Genomic DNA, 19,515 nt, shown 5'->3' with positions numbered 1-19,515 from the left:
GTCGGGGCACGGCCGTCACGGCTTCGGGCAGGAGTCGGCGCGCTGCCGCTCCTCGTCGGTCAGGCCCGGCAGGTCGCCCTGCGGGGCCGCGGGGGCCGCCGGGGCCACGGCGCCCTGGCCGGGCGTGGCGGCCGGGGTGGTGGCGACGGCGGTCGGGGTGGGCGTGGGGACGCCGGCGGCCGGGGCGCGGCCGGTGGCGGTCGGGCTGGGCGCGGTGGTGGCCGTCACGAACCCGGCGTGCGTCGCCACCGTCCCGGCGGCCTGCTGGGCCGGCTGCTGGCCGGGCACCGGGGCGGTGCCCTGGGCGGCCGGGTTGGCGGCGGCGGCCCGGACGTCGGCGACCTTCTTGCAGAGCGCGGCCTGCTCGCCGAGCTTGCGCACCTTGTCGTCGGCGTCGCCGAGGCTGCTCGCCGAGATGGTGTTGGTCACGTGGGTGCGCTGGTCCTGCGGGAGGTACTTGAGTTCGATGTCCTTGTACGGGGTGTGCACCGAGGACAGGCTCAGTCCGGCCAGGCTCTGGTTGACGCCCTGGTAGACGGCGACGTGGTCGCCCTCGGCGCCGACGTAGTACTGGCTCTGGGTCCACTGGTAGCCGAGGAAGCCGCCCGCGCCGAGCAGGCCCACGGTGACCAGGCCGACCAGCGAGAAGGTCAGCGCCCGGTTCCTGCGCTTCCTGCGGGGCACCCCGTCGTCGAAGTCCTCGGTCCCGTAGGCCGCCGGATCGGTGCCGCCGCGGCCCTCCGGATAGCCCTCGGCCGGCCCGAAGCCGCCCTGGCCGTCCGGGTGGCCGGCGCCGAAGCCCTCGGCGGGGCCGAAGGCGCCCTGCGGGCCGCGGCCCAGTCCGGCGGCGCGGCCGGCCGGGGTGTCCGCGATCGAGCGGTCGGCGGCGGTCGAGGACGGCGGGGTCTCGGCGACCGCGCCGACCACCACCGGCACGTCGTTGAACTGGCCGCTCAGGGTGTCCGTGGCGCCGACGTCCAGGACGTCCGCCACGATGCAGGTGATGTTGTCCGGGCCGCCGCCGCGCAGGGCGAGCTGGATCAGCTCCTGCACGGTCTGCTCGGGCGAGTAGAAGCTGCCCAGGGTGTCCTGGAGGGTCTGGTGGCTGACCGGGCCGGAGAGGCCGTCGGAGCAGATCAGGTAGCGGTCGCCGGCCCGGACCTCGCGGATCGACAGGTCGGGCTCGACCTGGCCCCGGCCGTCCAGGGCGCGCATCAGCAGCGAGCGCTGCGGGTGGGTCTCCGCCTCCTCGGGCGTGATCCGGCCCTCGTCGACCAGCCGCTGCACCCAGGTGTGGTCCTGGGTGATCTGGACCAGCGCGCCGTCCCGCAGCAGGTAGGCCCGGGAGTCGCCGACGTGCACCAGGCCCATCCGCTGGCCGGTCCAGAGCATCGCGGTGAGGGTGCAGCCCATGCCTTCGAGCTGCGGGTCCTCCTCGACCATCTGGCGGAGCCGGTCGTTGGCGCCCTGGACCGCGTCGCCGAGCAGGGTCAGCAGGTCGGCGCCCGGTACGTCCTCGTCCAGCCGGACGATCGATCCGAGCACCTCGGAGGACGCGACCTCACCGGCCGCCGCGCCGCCCATGCCGTCGGCCACGGCCAGCAGCCGCGGGCCGGCATAGCCGGAGTCCTCGTTCCCCTCCCGGATCAGTCCCTTGTGGGAGCCGGCGGCGAAGCGCAGCACCAGGGTCATGCGACCTGTGCCCCCCTCTGGGTCATGGACGGGATGCTGTCCCTCATGCGCTACTACTTCCGCAGTTCGATGACGGTCCTGCCGATACGGATCGGCGTGCCCGGCTGGAGCGGGGTCGGCGCGGTCAGGCGCTGACGGTCCAGATAGGTGCCGTTGGTGGAGCCTAGATCCTCCACCGTCCACTGCCCAGTCTGGTCGGGATAGATCCTGGCATGCCGGGAGGACGCGTAGTCGTCGTCCAGCACGATGGTGGAGTCGTGGGCGCGGCCCAGGGTGATGGTCTGGCCCTGCAGCGCGACGGTGGTGCCGGCCAGCGAGCCCGCGACCACGACGAGCTGGGTCGGGGCGCCGCGGCGGCGCCCGCCGCCCTGGGTCGCCGGACCGCCGGCGGGCGGCTGGCCCTGCGGGGCTCGCCCGGCGGAGGGGCCGGGGGCGGTCGCGGTCGCGCCGCCGCCCCGGCGGGAGGCCCGCGGGTTCACCCGCGTGCCGAACAGGTCGCTGCGGATCACCTGGACCGCGACGATCACGAACAGCCACAGCACGGCCAGGAAACCCAGCCGCATGACCGTGAGGGTCAGTTCTGACATAACCGCGCCCGCTCTACCCTTCGACCTGTCGGTAGACGATGGTGGTGGAGCCCACGACGATTCGAGAGCCGTCGCGGAGCGTAGCGCGCTGGGTGTGCTGCCCGTCCACCACGATGCCGTTGGTGGACCCGAGGTCCAGCACCATCGAGGGGGTGCCGGGCCGGATCTCGGCGTGCTTGCGGGAGACTCCGGGGTCGTCGATGCGGACGTCGGCCTCGGTGGAGCGGCCGAGCACGCAGGCGTTTCCGGAGATCTGGTGGCGGGCGCCGTTGACCTCGATCCAGCGGCGGACCGAGGTGCCGTGCCCGGCGCCCGGGAACGGGCGCACGTTGCCGCCGGCCGGGGCGGGCGGGCCGGGGGGCATGGCCGGGGGCGCGGCGGGCGGCGGGGGCGCGCCGTACGGGGCGGCGCCGGGCTGCTGCCACGGCGCGCCGGGGGCCGGTGCGGCCGGCGGGCGCCCGTAGCCGGGCTGGGTCGGCTGGGGGGCCTGCTGCTGCGGCTCCTCGGCGGCGAGGGTGCGGCTGCGCACCCGGTACAGGCCGGTGTCGAGGTCCTCGGCCTTCTCCAGGTTCACCTGGAGCGGGCCCATGAAGCTGTAGCGCTGGGCCTCCGCGTACTCGCGCACCATGCCGGCCAGCTCGTTGCCCAGCTGTCCGGAGTAGGGGCTCAGCCGCTCGTAGTCGTGCGGGCTGAGCTCGACGATGAAGTCGTTGGGCACGACGGTGCGGTCGCGGTTCCAGATGCTCGCGTTGTTGTCGCACTCGCGCTGCAGCGCACCGGCGATCTCCACGGGCTGGACCTCGGACTTGAACACCTTGGCGAAGGTGCCGTTGACGAGACCCTCAAGTCGCTGCTCGAACTTCTTCAGCACTCCCATGGGGCACCCCCTTCCAGGGTTCGTTCGCCTGCCTGCCGACCGGTCTCCGGGGAGCCGATCGTGCCTACTTGCGGTACTTCCGTACTGATCGTATCCACGCCGGGGCCATCCGTACGGTTCCCGGACCACGTGGTGCCCGGGGGTGTGCTCGGACACACAGGGTGACGCATCCGGGCGGCAACATGCCAGGGCCTCCCGCCCGGCGGGCCCGCCGCCCTTCGCCCGCCTGTTCGCCGGGCATCCGTTCGGATGCGCTCGGCCGCCCCGGGAACGGATTCGGAGGTGAGCCGCAGGTCGTGCTACTGTTTTCCATGTCGGAAGGGGCGCCCACCGGGTGGCCCGATCGAAGAACCGCGAAGGCCACATGGTACCGAGCGGATCGGCTGATCACCCGGCAAGCAGGGAAAACACCCATGCGCGGGTGGCGGAATAGGCAGACGCGCTGGATTCAGGTTCCAGTGCCCGAAAGGGCGTGGGGGTTCAACTCCCCCCTCGCGCACAGCGAAGCCCCGCAGATCTTCGGATCTGCGGGGCTTTCTCGTTCTTCCGGCTCTCCTCGCCGGCGGCCACGGGCCGGCCTGCCCCTCCGGCCCGGGAGGTCGGCCCGGCAGGACCGCTCAGGAGGACGGGGCCGGCAGGTCGGCGCGGACCTCGAAGCCGCCGTCCGGAGTCGGACCGGCGGTGAGCGAACCGCCGAGCAGTTGCGCCCGTTCGCGCAGGCCGACCAGGCCGTGGCCGCCGCCCGGCAGGGTCTGCGCGGGGCGCACCGGCGGCGCGTCGTTGCGCACCTCGACCCGCAGCCGACGTCCGCGGGCCCGGATCCGGACGTGCACCGCGGCCTCGGGCGCGTACTTGGTGATGTTGGTGAGCGCCTCCTGCACGGTGCGGTAGGCGGCCCGCTCGACCGCCTCCGGCCAGGGGCGGTCGCCCGGGACGAGTTCGGTGTCCGCGGCCAGTCCGCTCTCCTCGACCAGCCGGGGCAGGTCGGCCAGCCTGGGCTGCGGGGCCAGCGGGGTGTCCATCCGCGGACCGCCGGCCCGCAGCACCCCCACCATGTGGCGCAGCTCCTCCAGGGTGCGCACCGACAGTTCGCGGATGGTCCGGGCCACGCCCGCGGCCCCCGGGTCGGGGGTGGACACCTGGAGCGCGCCGGCCTGGATGCTGATCAGGCTGACCTGGTGCGAGACCACGTCGTGCATCTCCCGGGCGAGCCGGCCGCGCTCCTCGCTGAGCACCCGCTCGGCGAGCAGCCGGCTCTCCCGCTCCTGCCCGCGGGTCAGCTCGTCCAGCCGGGACGCCAGCTCGCGCCGGGTCCGGGAGAGCAGGCCGGTGGCCGCCGGGCCGGCCGCGAGCATCACGGACTGGATGGCGTACAGGGCGGTGTCCCGGCTGAGCTCGAAGCTCTGCTCGGAGACCGGCCAGTGGAAGAACTCGACCAGCGCGAACAGGGTGGCGCAGGGCACCACCACCCGGGGCCGGGGGTGTTCGGCGGCCACCGTGTAGACGGCGGTGATCGGGGCGAGCCAGATGTCGTCGAAGTAGCTGCCGGGCATGGTCAGCAGCAGCACGGTGACCGGGAAGCGCCGGCGCCACGGCAGCGCCACGGCGGCCACCACCGACAGCAGGCTCTGCCACAGCGGGGCGCCCCGGGCCACCAGGGCGGCGTCCACCAGCGAGTAGAGGGCGGGCAGCAGGAGCATCAGCCAGGGCGCGGTGAGCCCGGGCGGCAGACGTCGTGCGGGAGCGGCGTCGCCGATCATGCCCCGTCGCTCGGCTTCGGGCGGACCAGCCCGGCCCGGTGGGCGATCACGGCCGCCTGGACCCGGTTGGCGGCGCCGAGCTTGCCGAGGATCGCGCTGATGTGGTCCTTCACGGTGCCGGTGCCCAGGAACAGCCGGTCGGCGATCTCGGCGTTGGACAGGCCCTCGCCCAGCAGCGCCAGCACGTCCAGCTCCCGGCCGGTCAGGGTGCGGGCCAGGGTGGCCGCCTCGGCGTCCGGGCCGCCGCCGTCCACGTAGCCGCCGATCACCGTGCGGGTCACCGTGGGGGAGAGGATGTTGCCGCCGGCCGCGAGCACCCGTACGGCGTGCACCAGCTGGTCCGGGGCGGTGTCCTTGAGCAGGAAGCCGGACGCGCCGGCCCGCAGCGCGGTGCCGATGTACTCCTCGGTGTCGAAGGTGGTGAGCATCGCCACGGCCGGCGGGTCGGGCAGCGCCCGCAGCCGGCGGAGCACCGAGATGCCGTCCATGTCGGGCATCCGGATGTCGAGCAGCACCACGTGCGGACGCAGTCGCCGGACGCACTCCTCGGTCTGCGCGCCGGAGCAGTCGCCGACCACCTCCAGGTCGGGGGCGGAGCCGACGATGAGGCCCAGCCCCGACCGGACCAGGATCTCGTCGTCCACGATCAGCACGCGGGTGGTGGCGATGGGGCCCTCCTCGGTTCGGCGGCCGGGCCGGGCCGGTCCGCATGACTGGAATCGAGGGTAGGGCCTGACCGGCGGCTTCGCCGGGCCCGGACCGGCCGGGCGACCCCCGCCGAACGGCGGGGGTGTGAATCCGCTACCCGGTTCACGCAATTCTCACTGTCGGTGGGGAACCATGGAATTGGCTGCCGCTCAGTCGGCCTGCCGGCCGAGGTGGGTGTCCAGCCGGGTCGCGTGCGGATGCGACCCACCACCTGATCGTTTGGAATTGAGCTGTGTCGTCCACTGTGAAGCCGGAGCCGTCCACCTCCCCCACCGGGTCCGGGTCGGAGCCCGGCGCCGTGATGGCGCGCTGGCGCCCGCGGGCCGCCGCGGCGACCGTCTGGTACCTGCGGCTGATCGCCCTGCTGAACATCGTCACCGTGGTCCTGGCGCAGTTCCGCGACCAGGTCGAGACGCACAACGAGGGCGAGTACTTCACCCCGTACCTGATGACCGCGGGCCTGAGCAGCGCGGTGCTCTCGGTCTTCCTGGCGATCGCCATGCGCCGCCGCAAGCGGGCCGCGTGGATCTTCAACATCGCGCTGGCCGGCCTGTTCGCCCTGCTCTACCTGGCCGCCATGTCGCTGCCCGGCGAGGGCTTCGACCGGCACCCGCTGAACTATGTCTCCACCGTGCTGACCTGCGGTTTCGTGCTGGCGCTGCTGGTCGGCCGGAAGGAGTTCACCTCCAAGGGCGACCGCTCCAACCCGAAGACCGCCGCCGCCACCTTCGTGGCCGGCCTCGGCTTCGGCGGTGTGGTCGGCGCCGCGCTGGTCGCGCTGACCAACAATCTGCCCGCCGCGGACTTCTGGGACATGTTCCGCTACTCGGTCGGCCGGATGATCACGATCACCCCGTCCGAGCACCTGCGCTCCGTGATCGACGCGCCGACCTGGGTGAACGCGGTCATCAACGCGATGGGCGCGCTGCTCTTCCTGCTCGTCCTCTACGTGGCCTTCCGCAGCCCGCGGGGCAACGAGCTGCTCACCGCCGAGGACGAGCAGCGGCTGCGGGTGCTGCTGGACAAGCAGGGCGAGCGGGACTCGCTGGGCTACTTCGCGCTGCGCCGGGACAAGGCGGTGATCTTCTCGCCGAGCGGCAAGGCGGCGGTCGCCTACCGGGTGGTCGGCGGTGTCTCGCTGGCTTCCGGCGACCCCATCGGCGATCCGGAGGCCTGGCCGGGCGCGATCGACGCCTGGCTGTCCGAGGCCCGCGAGCACGCCTGGGCACCGGCCGTGATGGGCGCCTCCGAGGAGGCCGGTGTGATCTACGCCCGGCACGGCCTGGACGCGCTGGAGCTGGGCGACGAGGCGATCGTCGAACTGGACGAGTTCTCGCTGGACGGCCGGGCGATGCGGGTGGTGCGCCAGGCGTACAACCGGGTCAAGCGGGCCGGGTACACGGTGCGGATCCGCCGCCACGAGGAGATCCCCGAGAGCGAGATGGCCGACCTGGTCGCCAAGGCCGACCAGTGGCGCGACGGTGCGACCGAGCGCGGCTTCTCGATGGCGCTGGGCCGGCTCGGCGACCCGGGCGACGGGCGCTGCGTGATGCTGGAGTGCCACGACGCCGACGGTGAGCTGAAGGCGCTGCTCAGCTTCGTGCCGTGGGGTGCGCAGGGGCTCTCGCTGGACCTCATGCGCCGGGCCCGGGACACCGAGAACGGCCTGATGGAGTTCATGGTGATCGAACTCCTGCAGCGTGCCCGCGAGGTGAATCTGGCCAGGGTCTCGCTGAACTTCGCCATGTTCCGTTCCGTTTTCGAGCGCGGCTCGAAGCTCGGTGCCGGGCCGGTGCTGCGGCTGTGGCGTTCCGTTCTCGGCTTCTTCTCGCGCTGGTGGCAGATCGAATCGCTCTACCGTGCCAACGCCAAGTACCGGCCGATCTGGGAGCCGCGTTATCTGCTCTTCGAGAAGAGCAGCGAGATTCCGCGGATCGGCATCGCCAGTGCCCGGGCCGAGGGCTTCATCACCGCACCGAGCCTGCCCGCGCTGTTCCGTCGCCGGCACCAGGGGCCGCCCGCCGTGCAGGCGCCCCGCGTGCCGGTGGCGGCACGGGGCGGGAAGGGGTAGACCCTCCGCCGGGGGGCGGAGGGGCCCGGTCATCCGGATGGGGGGATTTCGGGGTGGCTCCTCCCTCCTGAGGATGACGGGGATCGGCACAAATGCCGATGTGGATTCGTTAAGCGGCTTCTAATGTGGGGGTAGTCGGGAAGGGCGCTCGCGCCAACGGGGATTCGGAGAACGGGTTGTGATGCGGAGGACCCACGCGGGGGGCGTGCGAAAGGGGCCGGTGGCTATTGCCAAAGAGGCCGCTGTCGCCGAGTGGGGAACGCTGTTCGGTACCGTCCGGGAGCAGGTGGCGCGAAAGAAGTTCGCAGCCGTCCCGTTGGCCACTGCGGCGACCTGCCTGATTCTGATGTTCAGCATCGTCCAGCACCTGCCGGGCGGGGAGCGCTTCGTCACCCAGATCGGGGTGGTGAAGGCGGCGCTGCCGCTGGAGGTCTCGCTGCTGCGGACGCCGCTGTCGCTGTACGTGCCGGCCCTGGACCTGCCAGTGTGGGGTGCGCTGGCGCAGGTCTTCGTGGTCTTCGGGATCGCCGAGATCGTGCTCGGCCGGCGGCTGACCCTGGTGGTGGCGTACACCTGCACCCTGGCCGGGACGCTGTTCGCCCGGGTCGGCGTGGCGATCGGGCCCGACCACCTCTTCGGGTTCCCGAAGTGGGTCGCGCACGTGCGGGACACCGGGCCGTCGGCCGCGGTGGTGGCGCTGGCGATCTGCATCGCGTTCCGCTGCCGGGCCTGGTTCACCGCCGGGCTGGTGGTGGCGCTGATGGTCGGCGAGGCGGTCGTGCTGCCGAACCTGGCGGGCATGGAGCACGTGGTCGCGGTGATCGCGGCGCTGCTGATCGCGGTCTCGGTGGAGGTGTTCGGGGACTTCTGGCCGCGGGTGCTGGCCGGGGTCGGCGCGGCCACCGTGGTGGCGGCCGCCACCGTCTCACTGGAGGCGGCCACCGAGGCCCGCCGCCGCACCCCGGCCGGCGCCGCGGTGCCGTAGCCCGCGAGGGCACCGCGACCCCGGCTCGCAGCCCGCGAGGGCACCGCGACCCCGGAGGCGAGTGGGCTCCAGTCAGAGAGGCAGTTCGAACCAGACGACCTTGCCCACCGCCTTGCGGGCGGTGCCCCAGCGTTCGGCGAGTTTGGTGACCAGGGTGAGGCCGCGGCCGGTCTCGCCGAGCTGTTCGGCGGGCTCCAGCGACGGCAGGTTGTGGTTGTCGTCGCTGACCTCGACCAGCAGCTTGTCGACCCGGATCAGCTGGAGCTGGACCCGGTCGCGGGCGACCCGGACGGCGTTGGTGACCAGCTCGCTGACCAGCAGCACGACGGTGTCGCTGAGCGGCTCCAGGTGCCAGGCGGCGAGCTGCTCGCGGACCAGGGCGCGGGCGCGGCCGACCTCGCGCTGGTCGACGGTGAGGTCCCAGGTGGCGACCTCGCTCGGCGGGACCCCGTCGAAGCGGGCCACCAGCAGCGCGACGTCGTCCTTGCGGTCGTCCGAGTGCAGCCGGTCCAGGACCACGTCGCAGGCCTGCTCGGGGCTCTGCCGGGGGTCGATGAGGTTCCCGCAGAGCGCGGCCAGCCCGGCTCCTATGTCGCCGCCCCGCACCTCGACCAGGCCGTCGGTGCACAGCACCAGCATCGAGCCGTCCGAGACGTCGATGGTCTTGGCGACGAACGGGACCCCGCCCACGCCGATCGGGGCGCCGGCCGGGATCTCCAGCAGCTCGCCGGTGCCGTCCGGGTGCACCAGGACCGGCGGGACGTGGCCGGCGCTGGCCAGCTCGCAGGTCCGGTTGATCGGGTCGTAGACCGCGTACAGGCAGGTGGCGAGGTGGTCGTCGCCGAGCTTGTGGGCCAGGTTGTCCAGGTGCCGCAGCAGCTGGCCGGGCGGGAGGTCGAGGGCGGCCAGGGTCTGCATGGCGGTGCGGAAGCGGCCCATCGCGGCGGCCGAGTGCAGACCGTGGCCCATGACGTCGCCGACCACCAGGGCGACCCGGCTGCCGGGCAGCTGGATCGCGTCGAACCAGTCGCCGCCGACCTCGGCCCGGGAGTCGCCGGGCAGGTAGCGGTGGGCGATCTGGACGCCGGGGATCTGCGGTGGGCGGGTCGGGATCATCGACCGCTGGAGGGTGGTGGCGACCCGGGCCTCGGCCCGGTGCAGCCGGGCGTTGTCGAGCGACAGCGCGGCCCGGGCGGCCAGCTCCTTGAGGGTGGCGGCGTCGCCCTCGTCGAAGGGGCCCCGGTCGGGGAGCCGGAGCAGCTTGAGGATGCCGAGCACGGTGCCGCGGGCGGAGAGCGGCACCACCAGCATCGAGCGGCCGGAGACCACCGGGACGAGTTCCGGGCCGCCGAGTGCGGCGGCGTAGTCGACGGCGACGTCCCGGGTGACCACCGGGACCAGCACCGGCTGGTTGAGCTGGAGGGCCATGCCGGGCGGGGTGCGGCGGGGCATGGCGACCAGCGAGCCCTCGGCGAGCACGTGGTCCCACTGGCCGCCGGACTCGTTGCGGGCGAGCGCGACCCGGCGGAGCATCGTGTCGTCGTCCGGGCGGGCCTCGGGCAGTTCGGAGTCGGAGATCAGGCCGTCGACGAGGTCGACGCAGGCGAAGTCGGCGACCCGGGGGACGAGTACCCGGCACAGCTCGTGGGCGGTGAAGCCGAGGTCGAGGGTGGTGCCGACCTTGCCGCCGACCTCGTTGAGCAGGGCCAGCTGCTCGCCGGCGTGGCCGTTGGTGAGGAACGGGCCGAACCTGCCGGCCGGCGGCGCGGGGGCGGGCGCCGGTACGGCGGCGGGCGGTGCGGCCGGCTCGCCCGGGTGGAGCCGGTGCCCGGTGGCGGGCGGCCCGACGGTGGTCTGTTCGATGGTGGTGCCTCCTCTCGGCGGGGCCGGGACGACCGGGCCGGTGGCCGGTGTGCCGAGGCCCGCCGCGGTCGGGGCGGCGGAAGGGGCGGCGCCCGGGGCGGCCGCGGAAGGGGCCGCGCCCTGCGCCGCGGCCTGCGCCGCGGCCTGCGCGGCGGCGGCTTCGCGCTGGGCGGGCAGCGGTCCGGCCGGGCGCCGGCCGGGCGCGGACTGCTCGGGCTGCGGCGGCGGGCCGAGCCGGGCGGTGCGCTGTTGCGCGGTCGGGTAGCGGCGGCCGATCCCGGCGGCGGCGTGCGCGGTGCCGACCGCCGGGTCGGCCGGGCGCAGCGGCAGCACGGTGGTCGGGTCCAGCCGCAGGGCCGGGAGCCCGGCCCGGGCCAGGGCGGCGAGCAGCGGTCCGCGGCGTTCGGCGGAGCCGGGAAGCAGGGCGGCGAGCGCCTCGGGCACCGGCCGGCCGGCGGTGGTCAGCGCGGCGGAGAGCCGGTGGAAGCCGCCCAGTGCGCCGGGGGCGGCGGCGAACGGCAGCAGCCGCTCGCCGACGGCCAGCCGGGGGCCGGCGGAGCGCAGCGGACGGGCGTCGGCGGCCAGGGCCAGCAGCCCGCCGGCCGGGCCGTCCACCGGGTAGGCCCACCAGAGCACGTCCCGCAGGTGCTCCTCGCGGTCGACCACGGGCAGCCGGCCCGCCCAGGCGGTGCCGGGCGCGGTCAGCTGGGTGAGGGTGGCGAAGGTGTCGCGGCGGCGGCCGGTGGCCGGGAGCGCGGCCGGGCCGGGCACGCTGCGCGGATCGGCGGCGGGCAGCAGGCCGGCCGCCGGGCGGTCGTGGACGGCGTCGGCGCGGTGTCCGAACAGCTCCTCGGCGGCCCGGCTCCACTGGGCGACCCGCCCGCCGCGGTCGACCAGCACGAGGGCGAGCCGGACCAGGGCGACCACCCCTGACGGCTGGTCACCCGGTGCGGTGCCGGGCCCCGGGTCGGTACCCGCCGGACGCGGTGTGGAGTTGGGATCGTCCACCATGGATTCGGTCTGCTCCCGCCTGGCCGCCACGTCGGGAGACGGCCGTTTCTCCGGAGGAAGGCATGCTGTGCGGATACCAGCGAAGCACGGACGGGCCGGGAGTCGATAGCGAAACGGGGAGATTCCTCGGTATCAGTTGCGTGTCACGTGCCGTGCGCCGGTCCGCACTCCCCGTCCACCCCGCGTGGCACGGCGCGGGCGGGCGGTAGGGTCGCAGGACGGCACGCAGGAGGAGGCGAGAGGTGAGCGCGCAGATCCCGGTCCGCTGGACGGACCCGGAGCAGCAGGAGCTGGAGGAGCGGGTCGAGGCCGCCGAGCTCGCCTGGCTCACCATGGACGTCGACGTGCGCACGCTGCGGGTCGAGATCGACAACTTCGCGCTGATCCACCACCAGCTGCTCGGGCCGCTGTACGCCCGGCTGGACGAGCTGGACGCGCTGCTCGCCGAGGCGGTGGCCGTCCGCACCGGGGACCCGGAGGACCTGCGGCGGGCCCACGAGGCGCGGCAGCGGGTCGAGGACCTGCCGGACCTGGACGCGCTGTTCGACAGCGTCCGGGAGCGGGGCGAGCAGGAGCAGGCCCCGCCGCCGCCCGCCGCCCCCGCCCGGGTGCGGCCCGGCCGGGACGCCCAGCGGATCTACCGGGAGCTGGTCCGCCGTGCCCACCCGGACCTCTCCACCGACCCGCGGGAGCAGCAGCGCCGGGCGGCGTTCCTGGCCCGGGTCAACGAGGCCTACGCGTACGGCGACGCCGGCGCGCTGGAGGCGCTGGCGGCCGAGTGGTCCACCGCGCCCGAGGCGGCGCCCGCCGTCGACTCCCCCAACCGGCTCGGCTGGCTGCGCCGCCGGCTGGAGTGGCTGACCGGCCGGATCGGCGAGCTCGCCGCCGAGCAGGTCCGGCTGGAGCGCAGCGCGATGGGCGAGCTGCTGGCGCTCTCCCCGCAGGACCCGGACGGGCTGCTGACCGAGCTGGCCGAGCAGCTGCTGGCCAAGGCCGCCGCCCAGCAGGCCGAGCTGGAGCGCCTGATGGGGCCCCGGCCGGTGGGGGACAATGGCGGGGCCGATCCCGACCCGCAGGAGAACCAGACGATGTTCGCGCAGATCCCCACCATCGACGCCGCCGCCGTGCCCGCCGACGCCGCCCTGCTGGACGTCCGGGAGCAGGACGAGTGGGACGCCGGGCACGTGGACGGCGCGCTGCACATCCCGATCGGCGAGGTGGTCGCGCGGATCGGCGAGCTGCCGGACGCGAAGCTGTACGTGCTCTGCCGGGTCGGCGGGCGTTCCGCCCAGGTCGTCCAGTACCTGGTGCAGAACGGCCGGGACGCCGTCAACGTGGACGGCGGGATGTACGCCTGGGACGGCGCGGGCCGTCCGATGGTGAGCAGCGACGGGCGGGACGCCTTCGTCCTGTAGTCCGTGCCGCGGGGCGGGGACCGGGAGAACCGGGGGCTCCGCCGGGCGCCGGGAGTAGGGCAGGATGGGCGCGCGACCGGGCCGGCGCGGTGCCGGCCCCACCCGTCCCCGGGGGAGTTCATGGCCGAGAGTGCCGAGGACGCCGAGCACGCCCAGCACGCCGAGCACGCCCAGCAGGCCGAGCAGGCCGAGAACGCCGAGAACGCCGAGGGCACACCGGAACCGCCCGTCCGCCGGGGCTGGTCGGTGCCCGCCCGGGTCGTCCTGGGCGCGGCCGCCGTCCTGTTGCCGGCGGCCACCGGGCTGTTCCTCGGTGCGGTCTTCCTGCACGTGGCGCCCGCCAATCCGCTCTCCCGGGAGTACCGGGAGCAGCTGGACGGCCTGATCTACCCGGAGTTCGAGCAGAACTGGAAGCTGTTCGCGCCCAACCCGCTGCAGCAGAACGTCGCGGTGGACGCCCGGGTGCGCACGGTGTCGGCGGACGGGGACCCGGTGGTCCACGACTGGGTGGGGCTGACCGCGCAGGACATCGCGGCGATCCGGGGCAATCCGGCGCCCAGCCACGCCGACCAGAACCTGCTGCGCCGGGCCTGGGACTTCTACGACGGGTCGCACAGCGCGCAGGACGAGTCGCGGACCACGGAGCGCGGGCGGCTCGCCGAGGAGTACCTGAAGCGGATCGCGGTGCAGCGGATCGGCCGCAGCGTGGCCGGGCGGCCGGTGGTGGCGGTCGAGCTGAGGGTGACCACGGCGACCGTCGCGCCGCCGCGCTGGAGCGGGGAGGCGGCGCCGCCCGAACCCACGGTGCGCGAGCTGCCCTGGTGGCCGGTGCGGGACGAGGACCTGCGGGGGCTGCGGTGAGCGGCACCGGCCCGGTGGGGGCGCGGGAGCACGAGCGGCTGCTCGACGGGATCCCCCGCCAGAACGGCCCGGCGGCCGGCCGGGGCGCGCCGGAGGGTCCGCACCTGCCGCACCCGGCCGGGCTCGCCGCCCGGGCGTTCGCGGTGTTCTCCGGCCGGGTGCTCGGGCGCTACCAGGCGGCGACGGTGCGGATCGGCTTCGGGCTGGTCTGGCTGGCGCACCTGCTGCGCGAGTGGCCCGAACGGCGGCTGCTGTACGGCGACACCTCGCCCTGGTCGGCGGAGCTGGCGGAGCAGCTGCTGGCCGACAACGGGGCGCTGACGGTGCTGCCCTGGTTCGGCGGCCGGCCCTGGTTCGAGCTGGTCTACCACCTGGCGGTGCTGGCCGCGCTGGCCGTGCTGCTCGGCTGGCGGACCAGGGCGGCGACGGTGCTGTTCCTGGTCACCGTGCTGTCGCTGCAGAACCGCAACGTCTTCCTCGGCGACGGCGGCGACAACATCGTCCACCTGATGGCGGTCTACCTGGTCTTCACCCGGTGCGCCGAGGTGTGGTCGCTGGACGCCCGGCGGGTGCGGTCCGGGCGGGACGGGGCGGCCGGGCCGGTGCTCTGGGCGGTGCTCGGGGCGGTGCTGCTGGTCTGTCAGCTGGGGGAGTTCTCCGGGAGCAGCCTGGACTGGACGGCGCCGGCCTTCCCCTACGTCGGCTGGGGGCCGCTGTTCTGGGCGCTCTGGGCGGTGGCCGGGCTCCGGTGGCTGGTGGACCGGGTGGCGCCGCGCGGCGAGACCCGGGCGGTGCTGGACGCGCTGGCGACCATGACGCACAACTGCGCGATGCTGGTGATCGCCGTCGAGGTGGTGCTGATCTACGCCACGGCGGGCTGGTACAAGGTGCAGGGCTCGCGCTGGCAGGACGGCACCGCGCTGTACTACCCGCTGCACCTGGACTACTTCACGCCCTGGCCGGGGCTGTCCGGGCTGGTCGGCGGGGCGCTGCTGCCGGTGTTCCTGATCACCTACGGGACGGTGCTGCTCCAGGTGGCGTTCCCGTTCACGCTGGTGAACCGGCGGATCAAGAACGCGCTGCTGGTGGTGATGATGGCCGAGCACGTGGGGATCGCGGTGCTGCTCGGACTGCCGGTGTTCTCCCTGGCGATGATCGCGGCGGACGCGGTGTTCCTGCCGACGGCGGCACTGCTGTGGGCCGGGGTGCGGGTCGCGCGGATCCGGCCGGGGAGGCCCCACTAAGCTGACCGGTATGTCCTGGTTCGCCGCACTTCGAGACACCGCGCGGACCGGACTGACCATCGACCGGGCGCTCACCGATCCCAAGCGGGCGGTGCGCGGCGCGGTCGCCGTCGCCCTGGTGCTCTTCCCGACCCTCGCGATCTGGGACGCCCGGCTCGCCACCTCGGCGGCGATGGGCGCGTTCATCGCGGGGACGGCGACCTTCCAGCGCAGCTTCCGGCCGCGCGCCACGCTCGCCGTCGCCGCCGGGATCGGACTCGGCGTCAGCACCTTCCTCGGCTACCTGGCGGCCGGGGTGACCGGGCTGTTCCCGGTGCTGCTGGCGGTCTGGGCCTTCGGCGCCGGCCTCGCCTGGGCGATCGGCCCGACCGCCGGAGGGGTCGCCGCCAACACCCTGTCGGTGATGCTGATCGTCGTCCAGCTGCCGGTCAGCCCGCTCACCGCGCTCGGCCACGGGCTGGTCTGCGCGCTCGGCGGCGTCGTCCAGGCGGTGGTCATCACCGTCTGGCCGATCGGCAGTTGGACCGCCCAGCGCGAGGCGCTCGCCGACACCTACGCCGAACTCGCCGACTACGCGCGCCGGCTGCGCCAGGACCCGACGGCGCACGTGGACCCGGCGCCGTTCATGGAGGCCCGGCACGCCGCCGCGCTGACGCCCTGGCAGGACCGGCGCAGGCCGCCCGAACTGCGCGGCCTGCGGGGCCTCGCCGAGCGGATCCGGCCCACCCTGGCGGCGATCGCCGACCCCAAGGTCGGCGCTCCCGAGGAGGGCCCGGAGCGCGACCGGGCCCGGGAGGTGCTGGCCGCCTCCGCCGAGGCGATGGACGCGCTGGCCCGGGCGATCCGCACCGGGGCCCCGCTCCAGCTGCCGCGCTCCGCGCCCGCGCTCACCCTGGTCGCCCGGACCGAGGGCCCGGAGCTGCGCGGCGCCGCCCGGCGGGCCGCCCGCCGGCTGGCCGGGCTGCTCCGCAAGGCCTCCGACACGCTGGACCGGGGCTCCGAGGACACCATCGACACGCCCGTCGTCCAGCCCGGCGGCACGCTGCGCAAGCCGCCGCTGGTCCGGATGCTGCCGACCGCCCTGCGGGCGGTGCGGCGTCAGCTCCAGCCGCACTCGGCGGTGTTCCAGCACGCCGTGCGGCTGTCCGGGGTGGTCACCGCCGCCTATCTGCTGGCCCGGCTGGCCGGCTTCCACCACGGCTACTGGGCACCGATGACCGCCGCCATGGTGATGCGGCCGGACTTCGCGCAGACCTACAGCCGGGGCGTGGCCCGGCTGGCCGGCACGGTCGTCGGGGTGGCCGTCTCCACCCTGGTGGTGCAGCTGGCCCGGCCCGGCGAGTGGGTGCTGGCCGCGCTCGCGGTGGTCTCGATCGCCGGCGTCTACATGACCTTCCGCACCGGCTACGCGGTGATCACCGCCTGCATCTCCTCCTACGTGGTCTTCCTGCTCGGGCTCCAGGAGGGGAACCCGCTGGTCACGGCGGTGGAGCGGGTCGGGCTCACGCTGCTCGGCGGTTCGGTCGCACTGCTCGTCTACGCCCTCTTCCCCACCTGGCAGACCGCCCGGCTCGGCGAGCGGCTGGCCGAGTGGCTGGCCGCCGCCGGGCGGTACGCGGCCGAGGTGATCGCCGTCTACGGGCGGCCCGCCGCGCCGCGCGGACGGGAGGTCCGCTCGGCGCTGCTGGACTCCCGGGAGGCGCGCTCGGAGCTGCTCCAGGCGATGCAGCGGGCCGACGCCGAGCCCGGCCGGCACGCCTCCGGGCTGCCCGGGGTGAGCCGGCGCCAGCTGGACCGGGCACGCGCGGCGGTCGGCCACCTCGGGCGGGTGGCCGTCCTGCTGGAGGCCCACCTGCCCGGCGCGGACGCCGAGCCGGTGCCGGGGGCGGCCGAGTTCGCCGAGGAGCTGCGGCTGGCCACCGCGCTGGCCGCGGCGGCGCTGCTGACCGGGCAGCCGGTGGAGTTCGGGCCCGTCCGGGAGGCGCAGGAGCGGCTGGAGCGCCAGCTCGCCGAGTGGCCGGCCGGGGTGCACGGGGAGGTCGTGCGCTCGGGCACCCGACTGCTGCTCCAGGCGCTGAAGGACCTCGAACGGGCGCTGCGCGGCGGTGGTACGGCGGCCGCCGCCGACCGGCGCGAGCCGGAGCCCACGGGGCGGTAGCCGGGCGCCCGGGAACCCGGCGGCGGGCCGGAGCGCGCCGGGATGGCAGAGTGAGCGGGATGAACGAGGAACTGCTGCGGGCCTGGCGGGCCGGTGCCGAGGAGCCGGGGACGGTCCTGCTGGACGGGTTCCACCCGCTGAAGCACGCGCTGCGCTTCGGCGGCGCCGTCCGGCAGGTGCTGACCGCCGACCGGGCGGCGCTGCTGGCGCTCGCCGCCGAACTCGCCCCGGACGTCGCCCCCGCGCTGGACGCGCTGGCCGCCGAACTGCCCGGGGCCGCGCTGCGCACGCTGGCGCCCCGGCTGCACCCGACCGGGGTGATCGCGCTGGCGGTGCGCCCCACCGCCGCCGCCAACCGCGCCGCGCTGGCGGTCCGGCCCCGGCCGGCCCCCGTCGTGCTGCTGGAGAACCCGCGCAACCTGGGCAACGTCGGCGCGGTGATCCGGCTCGCGGCCGGCTTCGGCGCGGCGGGCGTGGTCACCACCGGCGAGCTGGACCCCTGGCACCCGGCGGTGCTCCGCGGCAGCGCGGGCCTGCACTTCGCCACCGCGGTCGAGCGGCTGACCCTGCCGGAGCTGCCGGCCGGCCCGCTCTACGTGCTGGACCCGGAGGGCGCGGACATCCGGGCGACGGCCTTCCCGGACGACGCCGTGCTCGCCTTCGGCACCGAGCGGCACGGGGTGACGCCGGAGCTGAGGGCGCGGGCCGACGAGCTGGTCGCGGTGCCGATGCGGCCCGGGGTCTCCAGCTTCAACCTGGCGACCAGCGTGGCGATGGGGCTGTTCCACTGGATGTCCGGACGCCCGCCCGGCGCGCCGGCGTGAACCGGCGGCCGGGGCGGGACCGGGTGGCGGTCCGTCAGGAGAACAGGCGCTTCCAGGTGTCCGGGCCGGGGTAGCCGTCCGCCTCGGCGCCGCGCCAGCCCTGGGCCTCCTGGAAGGCCTGCACGTTGCGCCGGTCGGCCTCCGTCCAGCGCGGGCCCGGGCCCTGGGTGTAGAAGCGGCCGTAGCCCTTGCGGACCAGTTGCTCGCCGAGCAGGCGCACCCAGTCGTTGTTGGCGCCCGGGCCGAACCTGTCGGCGCCCGGGAAGGCCTGTGCACCCGTGCCGGGGGTCACCGGAGGGGTGACCGGCGGGGGCGGCAACGGGGCGCCGCCGTCGATGTTGCGGCCCTTGCCGTTGACCAGGTAGTCCCAGGTGGCCTTGCCCGGGATGCCGTCCGCCTCGCTGCCGCGCCAGCCCTGGGCGAGCTGGAAGGCCTCGGTGGCCCGCCGGTCCGCCTCGCTCCAGCGCGGGCCGGGGCCCTCGCCGTAGAACCGGCCGCCGCCGCGCTGCACCAGCAGCTGCCCGAGCTGGGTGACGTACGCGTTGTTGGCGCCCGGGCCGAACCTGTCGGCGCCCGGGAAGGACGTCGACGCGGTGCCGCCGCTGCCGTTGCCGCCGGTGGACAGGCCCTTGTAGCGGTACGGGACGTAGGAGGCCGAGTTGTTCCAGTACGCGTACGGGGTGGAGCGCTTGAGGGTGCTCGGCGAGGTCTGCTCGTAGGCCACGTAGCGGGTGCGGGAGGAGTCCGTCCAGCCGCCGAAGATCGTCACGTGCGAGCCGGACTGCGGGCTGGCCGGGTTGTTGTAGACCAGGATGTCGCCGGGCTGCAGCTCGGCCTTGCCGATCCGGTCGGCGAAGCTCGGCAGGGTCCAGGTGGTCTGACTGCTGCCCAGCCCCCAGGCCATCGAGACGAAGCCGGAGCAGTCCTGGCGGTAGCCGTCCGACCAGTAGCGGCTCATGCTGTACGGGACCTTCTGGTCGACCCAGCGCTGGGCCCGCTCGATGATCTGGGCCCGGGTGACCGGGGCCGCCGCGGCGCGCGGGGCGGCGAACGAGCGGGCGGAGGGGGATTCGCCGTAGAGGCCGCTGACCTCGCCCTGCGGGGTCCCGGCGCTGGGGCTGCTGGAGCCGCCCGGGGTCGGAGCGGGAGCCGCGACGGCGGTGGCCGCGCCGGCCGCGCCACCGCCGAGGGCGGTGCCGACGGCGGCCATCAGCACGGCGGCCCGGCGGCGGACGCTGCGGGCTGCCGCGTGCCCGCCCTCGTGCACCGGTGCGGCGTGCAGCCGGGCCCGGCGGCGGGCGCAGCAGCCCCCGCATATGCAGTCGTCCTCGGGTTCGACCTCGTCGAACTCCAACAGGGGGGCCAGCTGGTCGGTTCGGGTCATGCTCCGCCTCTTGTTTCTCCTGATGGGGGCCGCTGCCGGATCGTGCCGCCGACGGCGTGACAGCACGGTCCTTCC

General features: G+C 75.0%; 14 protein-coding genes and 1 tRNA gene. 8 read left to right on the top strand and 7 right to left on the bottom strand.

Annotated elements, in window-relative coordinates; genetic code table 11:
- Positions 1-15: 15 nt before the first annotated feature.
- Genes ABT238_RS05135 through ABT238_RS05125 form a run of 3 tightly spaced genes read right to left on the bottom strand, consistent with a single transcriptional unit; the run spans position 16 to position 3,156 of the window.
- The gene (locus tag ABT238_RS05135) at positions 16-1,692 is read right to left on the bottom strand and encodes a PP2C family protein-serine/threonine phosphatase (protein ID WP_350560546.1); all 1,677 of its coding nucleotides are present in this window, start codon (positions 1,690-1,692) and stop codon (positions 16-18) included.
- 53 nt (positions 1,693-1,745) lie between these two features.
- A complete protein-coding gene (locus ABT238_RS05130) occupies positions 1,746-2,279 on the bottom strand; it encodes an FHA domain-containing protein FhaB/FipA (RefSeq protein ID WP_350560544.1) in 534 nt (177 codons plus the stop codon).
- A 13-nt stretch (positions 2,280-2,292) separates the two neighbouring features.
- Positions 2,293-3,156: an FHA domain-containing protein gene (locus tag ABT238_RS05125; RefSeq protein ID WP_350560542.1), complete on the bottom strand. Its 864-nt coding sequence runs from the start codon at positions 3,154-3,156 to the stop codon at positions 2,293-2,295.
- A 415-nt stretch (positions 3,157-3,571) separates the two neighbouring features.
- Here ABT238_RS05125 and ABT238_RS05120 point away from each other — a divergent pair.
- Positions 3,572-3,655, top strand: a tRNA-Leu gene (locus ABT238_RS05120).
- A gap of 118 nt (positions 3,656-3,773) precedes the next feature.
- Here ABT238_RS05120 and ABT238_RS05115 read toward each other — a convergent pair.
- Both ABT238_RS05115 and ABT238_RS05110 read right to left on the bottom strand, forming a co-directional pair.
- Positions 3,774-4,916: a sensor histidine kinase gene (locus ABT238_RS05115; protein WP_350755572.1), complete on the bottom strand. Its 1,143-nt coding sequence runs from the start codon at positions 4,914-4,916 to the stop codon at positions 3,774-3,776.
- Positions 4,913-5,566 (bottom strand): response regulator, encoded by a 654-nt coding sequence (locus ABT238_RS05110; protein WP_502884131.1) that lies wholly within the window; start codon positions 5,564-5,566, stop codon positions 4,913-4,915. The genes ABT238_RS05115 and ABT238_RS05110 overlap by 4 nt, the downstream gene beginning before the upstream one ends.
- A 359-nt stretch (positions 5,567-5,925) precedes the next feature.
- On the opposite strand from ABT238_RS05110, the gene ABT238_RS05105 reads away from it, so the two are divergent.
- Both ABT238_RS05105 and ABT238_RS05100 read left to right on the top strand, forming a co-directional pair.
- The gene (locus ABT238_RS05105) at positions 5,926-7,695 is read left to right on the top strand and encodes a phosphatidylglycerol lysyltransferase domain-containing protein (protein ID WP_350560624.1); all 1,770 of its coding nucleotides are present in this window, start codon (positions 5,926-5,928) and stop codon (positions 7,693-7,695) included.
- A gap of 346 nt (positions 7,696-8,041) precedes the next feature.
- Positions 8,042-8,680 carry a hypothetical protein gene (locus tag ABT238_RS05100; RefSeq protein ID WP_350755571.1) on the top strand — a complete coding sequence of 213 codons (639 nt, stop codon included), beginning with the start codon at positions 8,042-8,044 and terminating at the stop codon, positions 8,678-8,680.
- Between the two features lie 72 nt (positions 8,681-8,752).
- On the opposite strand, the gene ABT238_RS05095 is transcribed toward ABT238_RS05100, so the two are convergent.
- On the bottom strand, positions 8,753-11,554 hold the full coding sequence (locus tag ABT238_RS05095; RefSeq protein WP_350755570.1) for an ATP-binding SpoIIE family protein phosphatase: 2,802 nt from the start codon (positions 11,552-11,554) through the stop codon (positions 8,753-8,755).
- A gap of 242 nt (positions 11,555-11,796) precedes the next feature.
- On the opposite strand from ABT238_RS05095, the gene ABT238_RS05090 reads away from it, so the two are divergent.
- The 5 genes from ABT238_RS05090 (at position 11,797) to ABT238_RS05070 (ending at position 18,056) form a co-directional block, all read left to right on the top strand.
- Positions 11,797-12,969 (top strand): rhodanese-like domain-containing protein, encoded by a 1,173-nt coding sequence (locus ABT238_RS05090; RefSeq protein WP_350755569.1) that lies wholly within the window; start codon positions 11,797-11,799, stop codon positions 12,967-12,969.
- A gap of 120 nt (positions 12,970-13,089) precedes the next feature.
- Entirely contained in the window at positions 13,090-13,830 is a 741-nt protein-coding gene (locus ABT238_RS05085) for a DUF5819 family protein (protein ID WP_350755568.1), read from the top strand.
- The gene (locus ABT238_RS05080; protein WP_502891394.1) at positions 13,827-15,074 is read left to right on the top strand and encodes an HTTM domain-containing protein; all 1,248 of its coding nucleotides are present in this window, start codon (positions 13,827-13,829) and stop codon (positions 15,072-15,074) included. Before ABT238_RS05085 ends, ABT238_RS05080 begins: the two co-directional genes overlap by 4 nt.
- A gap of 10 nt (positions 15,075-15,084) precedes the next feature.
- The gene (locus ABT238_RS05075; protein ID WP_350755567.1) at positions 15,085-17,232 is read left to right on the top strand and encodes an FUSC family protein; all 2,148 of its coding nucleotides are present in this window, start codon (positions 15,085-15,087) and stop codon (positions 17,230-17,232) included.
- A 59-nt stretch (positions 17,233-17,291) separates the two neighbouring features.
- Positions 17,292-18,056, top strand: coding sequence for a TrmH family RNA methyltransferase (locus tag ABT238_RS05070; RefSeq protein ID WP_350560528.1), 765 nt, complete (start codon positions 17,292-17,294; stop codon positions 18,054-18,056).
- Positions 18,057-18,090: 34 nt separating this feature from the next.
- Here the strand turns inward: ABT238_RS05070 and ABT238_RS05065 are convergent, their stop codons facing one another.
- Complete coding sequence (locus tag ABT238_RS05065; RefSeq protein ID WP_350755566.1) at positions 18,091-19,440, bottom strand: peptidoglycan-binding protein; 1,350 nt, start codon at positions 19,438-19,440, stop codon at positions 18,091-18,093.
- Positions 19,441-19,515: the final 75 nt, after the last annotated feature.

This window comes from Kitasatospora sp. NPDC001527, from assembly GCF_040298605.1.
In the GTDB taxonomy this organism is placed as follows: Bacteria; Actinomycetota; Actinomycetes; order Streptomycetales; family Streptomycetaceae; genus Kitasatospora.
The sequence above is the reverse complement of the archived record's forward strand: the minus strand, read 5'-3'. Positions and strand labels throughout refer to the sequence as shown.

Coding starts and splice junctions, on each gene's coding strand:
- ABT238_RS05135 (WP_350560546.1), bottom strand. CDS start 1,692: ATGACCCTGGTGCTGCGCTTCGCCGCCGGCTCCCACAAGGGACTGATC.
- ABT238_RS05130 (WP_350560544.1), bottom strand. CDS start 2,279: ATGTCAGAACTGACCCTCACGGTCATGCGGCTGGGTTTCCTGGCCGTG.
- ABT238_RS05125 (WP_350560542.1), bottom strand. CDS start 3,156: ATGGGAGTGCTGAAGAAGTTCGAGCAGCGACTTGAGGGTCTCGTCAAC.
- ABT238_RS05115 (WP_350755572.1), bottom strand. CDS start 4,916: ATGATCGGCGACGCCGCTCCCGCACGACGTCTGCCGCCCGGGCTCACC.
- ABT238_RS05105 (WP_350560624.1), top strand. CDS start 5,926: ATGGCGCGCTGGCGCCCGCGGGCCGCCGCGGCGACCGTCTGGTACCTG.
- ABT238_RS05100 (WP_350755571.1), top strand. CDS start 8,042: ATGTTCAGCATCGTCCAGCACCTGCCGGGCGGGGAGCGCTTCGTCACC.
- ABT238_RS05095 (WP_350755570.1), bottom strand. CDS start 11,554: ATGGTGGACGATCCCAACTCCACACCGCGTCCGGCGGGTACCGACCCG.
- ABT238_RS05085 (WP_350755568.1), top strand. CDS start 13,090: ATGGCCGAGAGTGCCGAGGACGCCGAGCACGCCCAGCACGCCGAGCAC.
- ABT238_RS05075 (WP_350755567.1), top strand. CDS start 15,085: ATGTCCTGGTTCGCCGCACTTCGAGACACCGCGCGGACCGGACTGACC.
- ABT238_RS05070 (WP_350560528.1), top strand. CDS start 17,292: ATGAACGAGGAACTGCTGCGGGCCTGGCGGGCCGGTGCCGAGGAGCCG.
- ABT238_RS05065 (WP_350755566.1), bottom strand. CDS start 19,440: ATGACCCGAACCGACCAGCTGGCCCCCCTGTTGGAGTTCGACGAGGTC.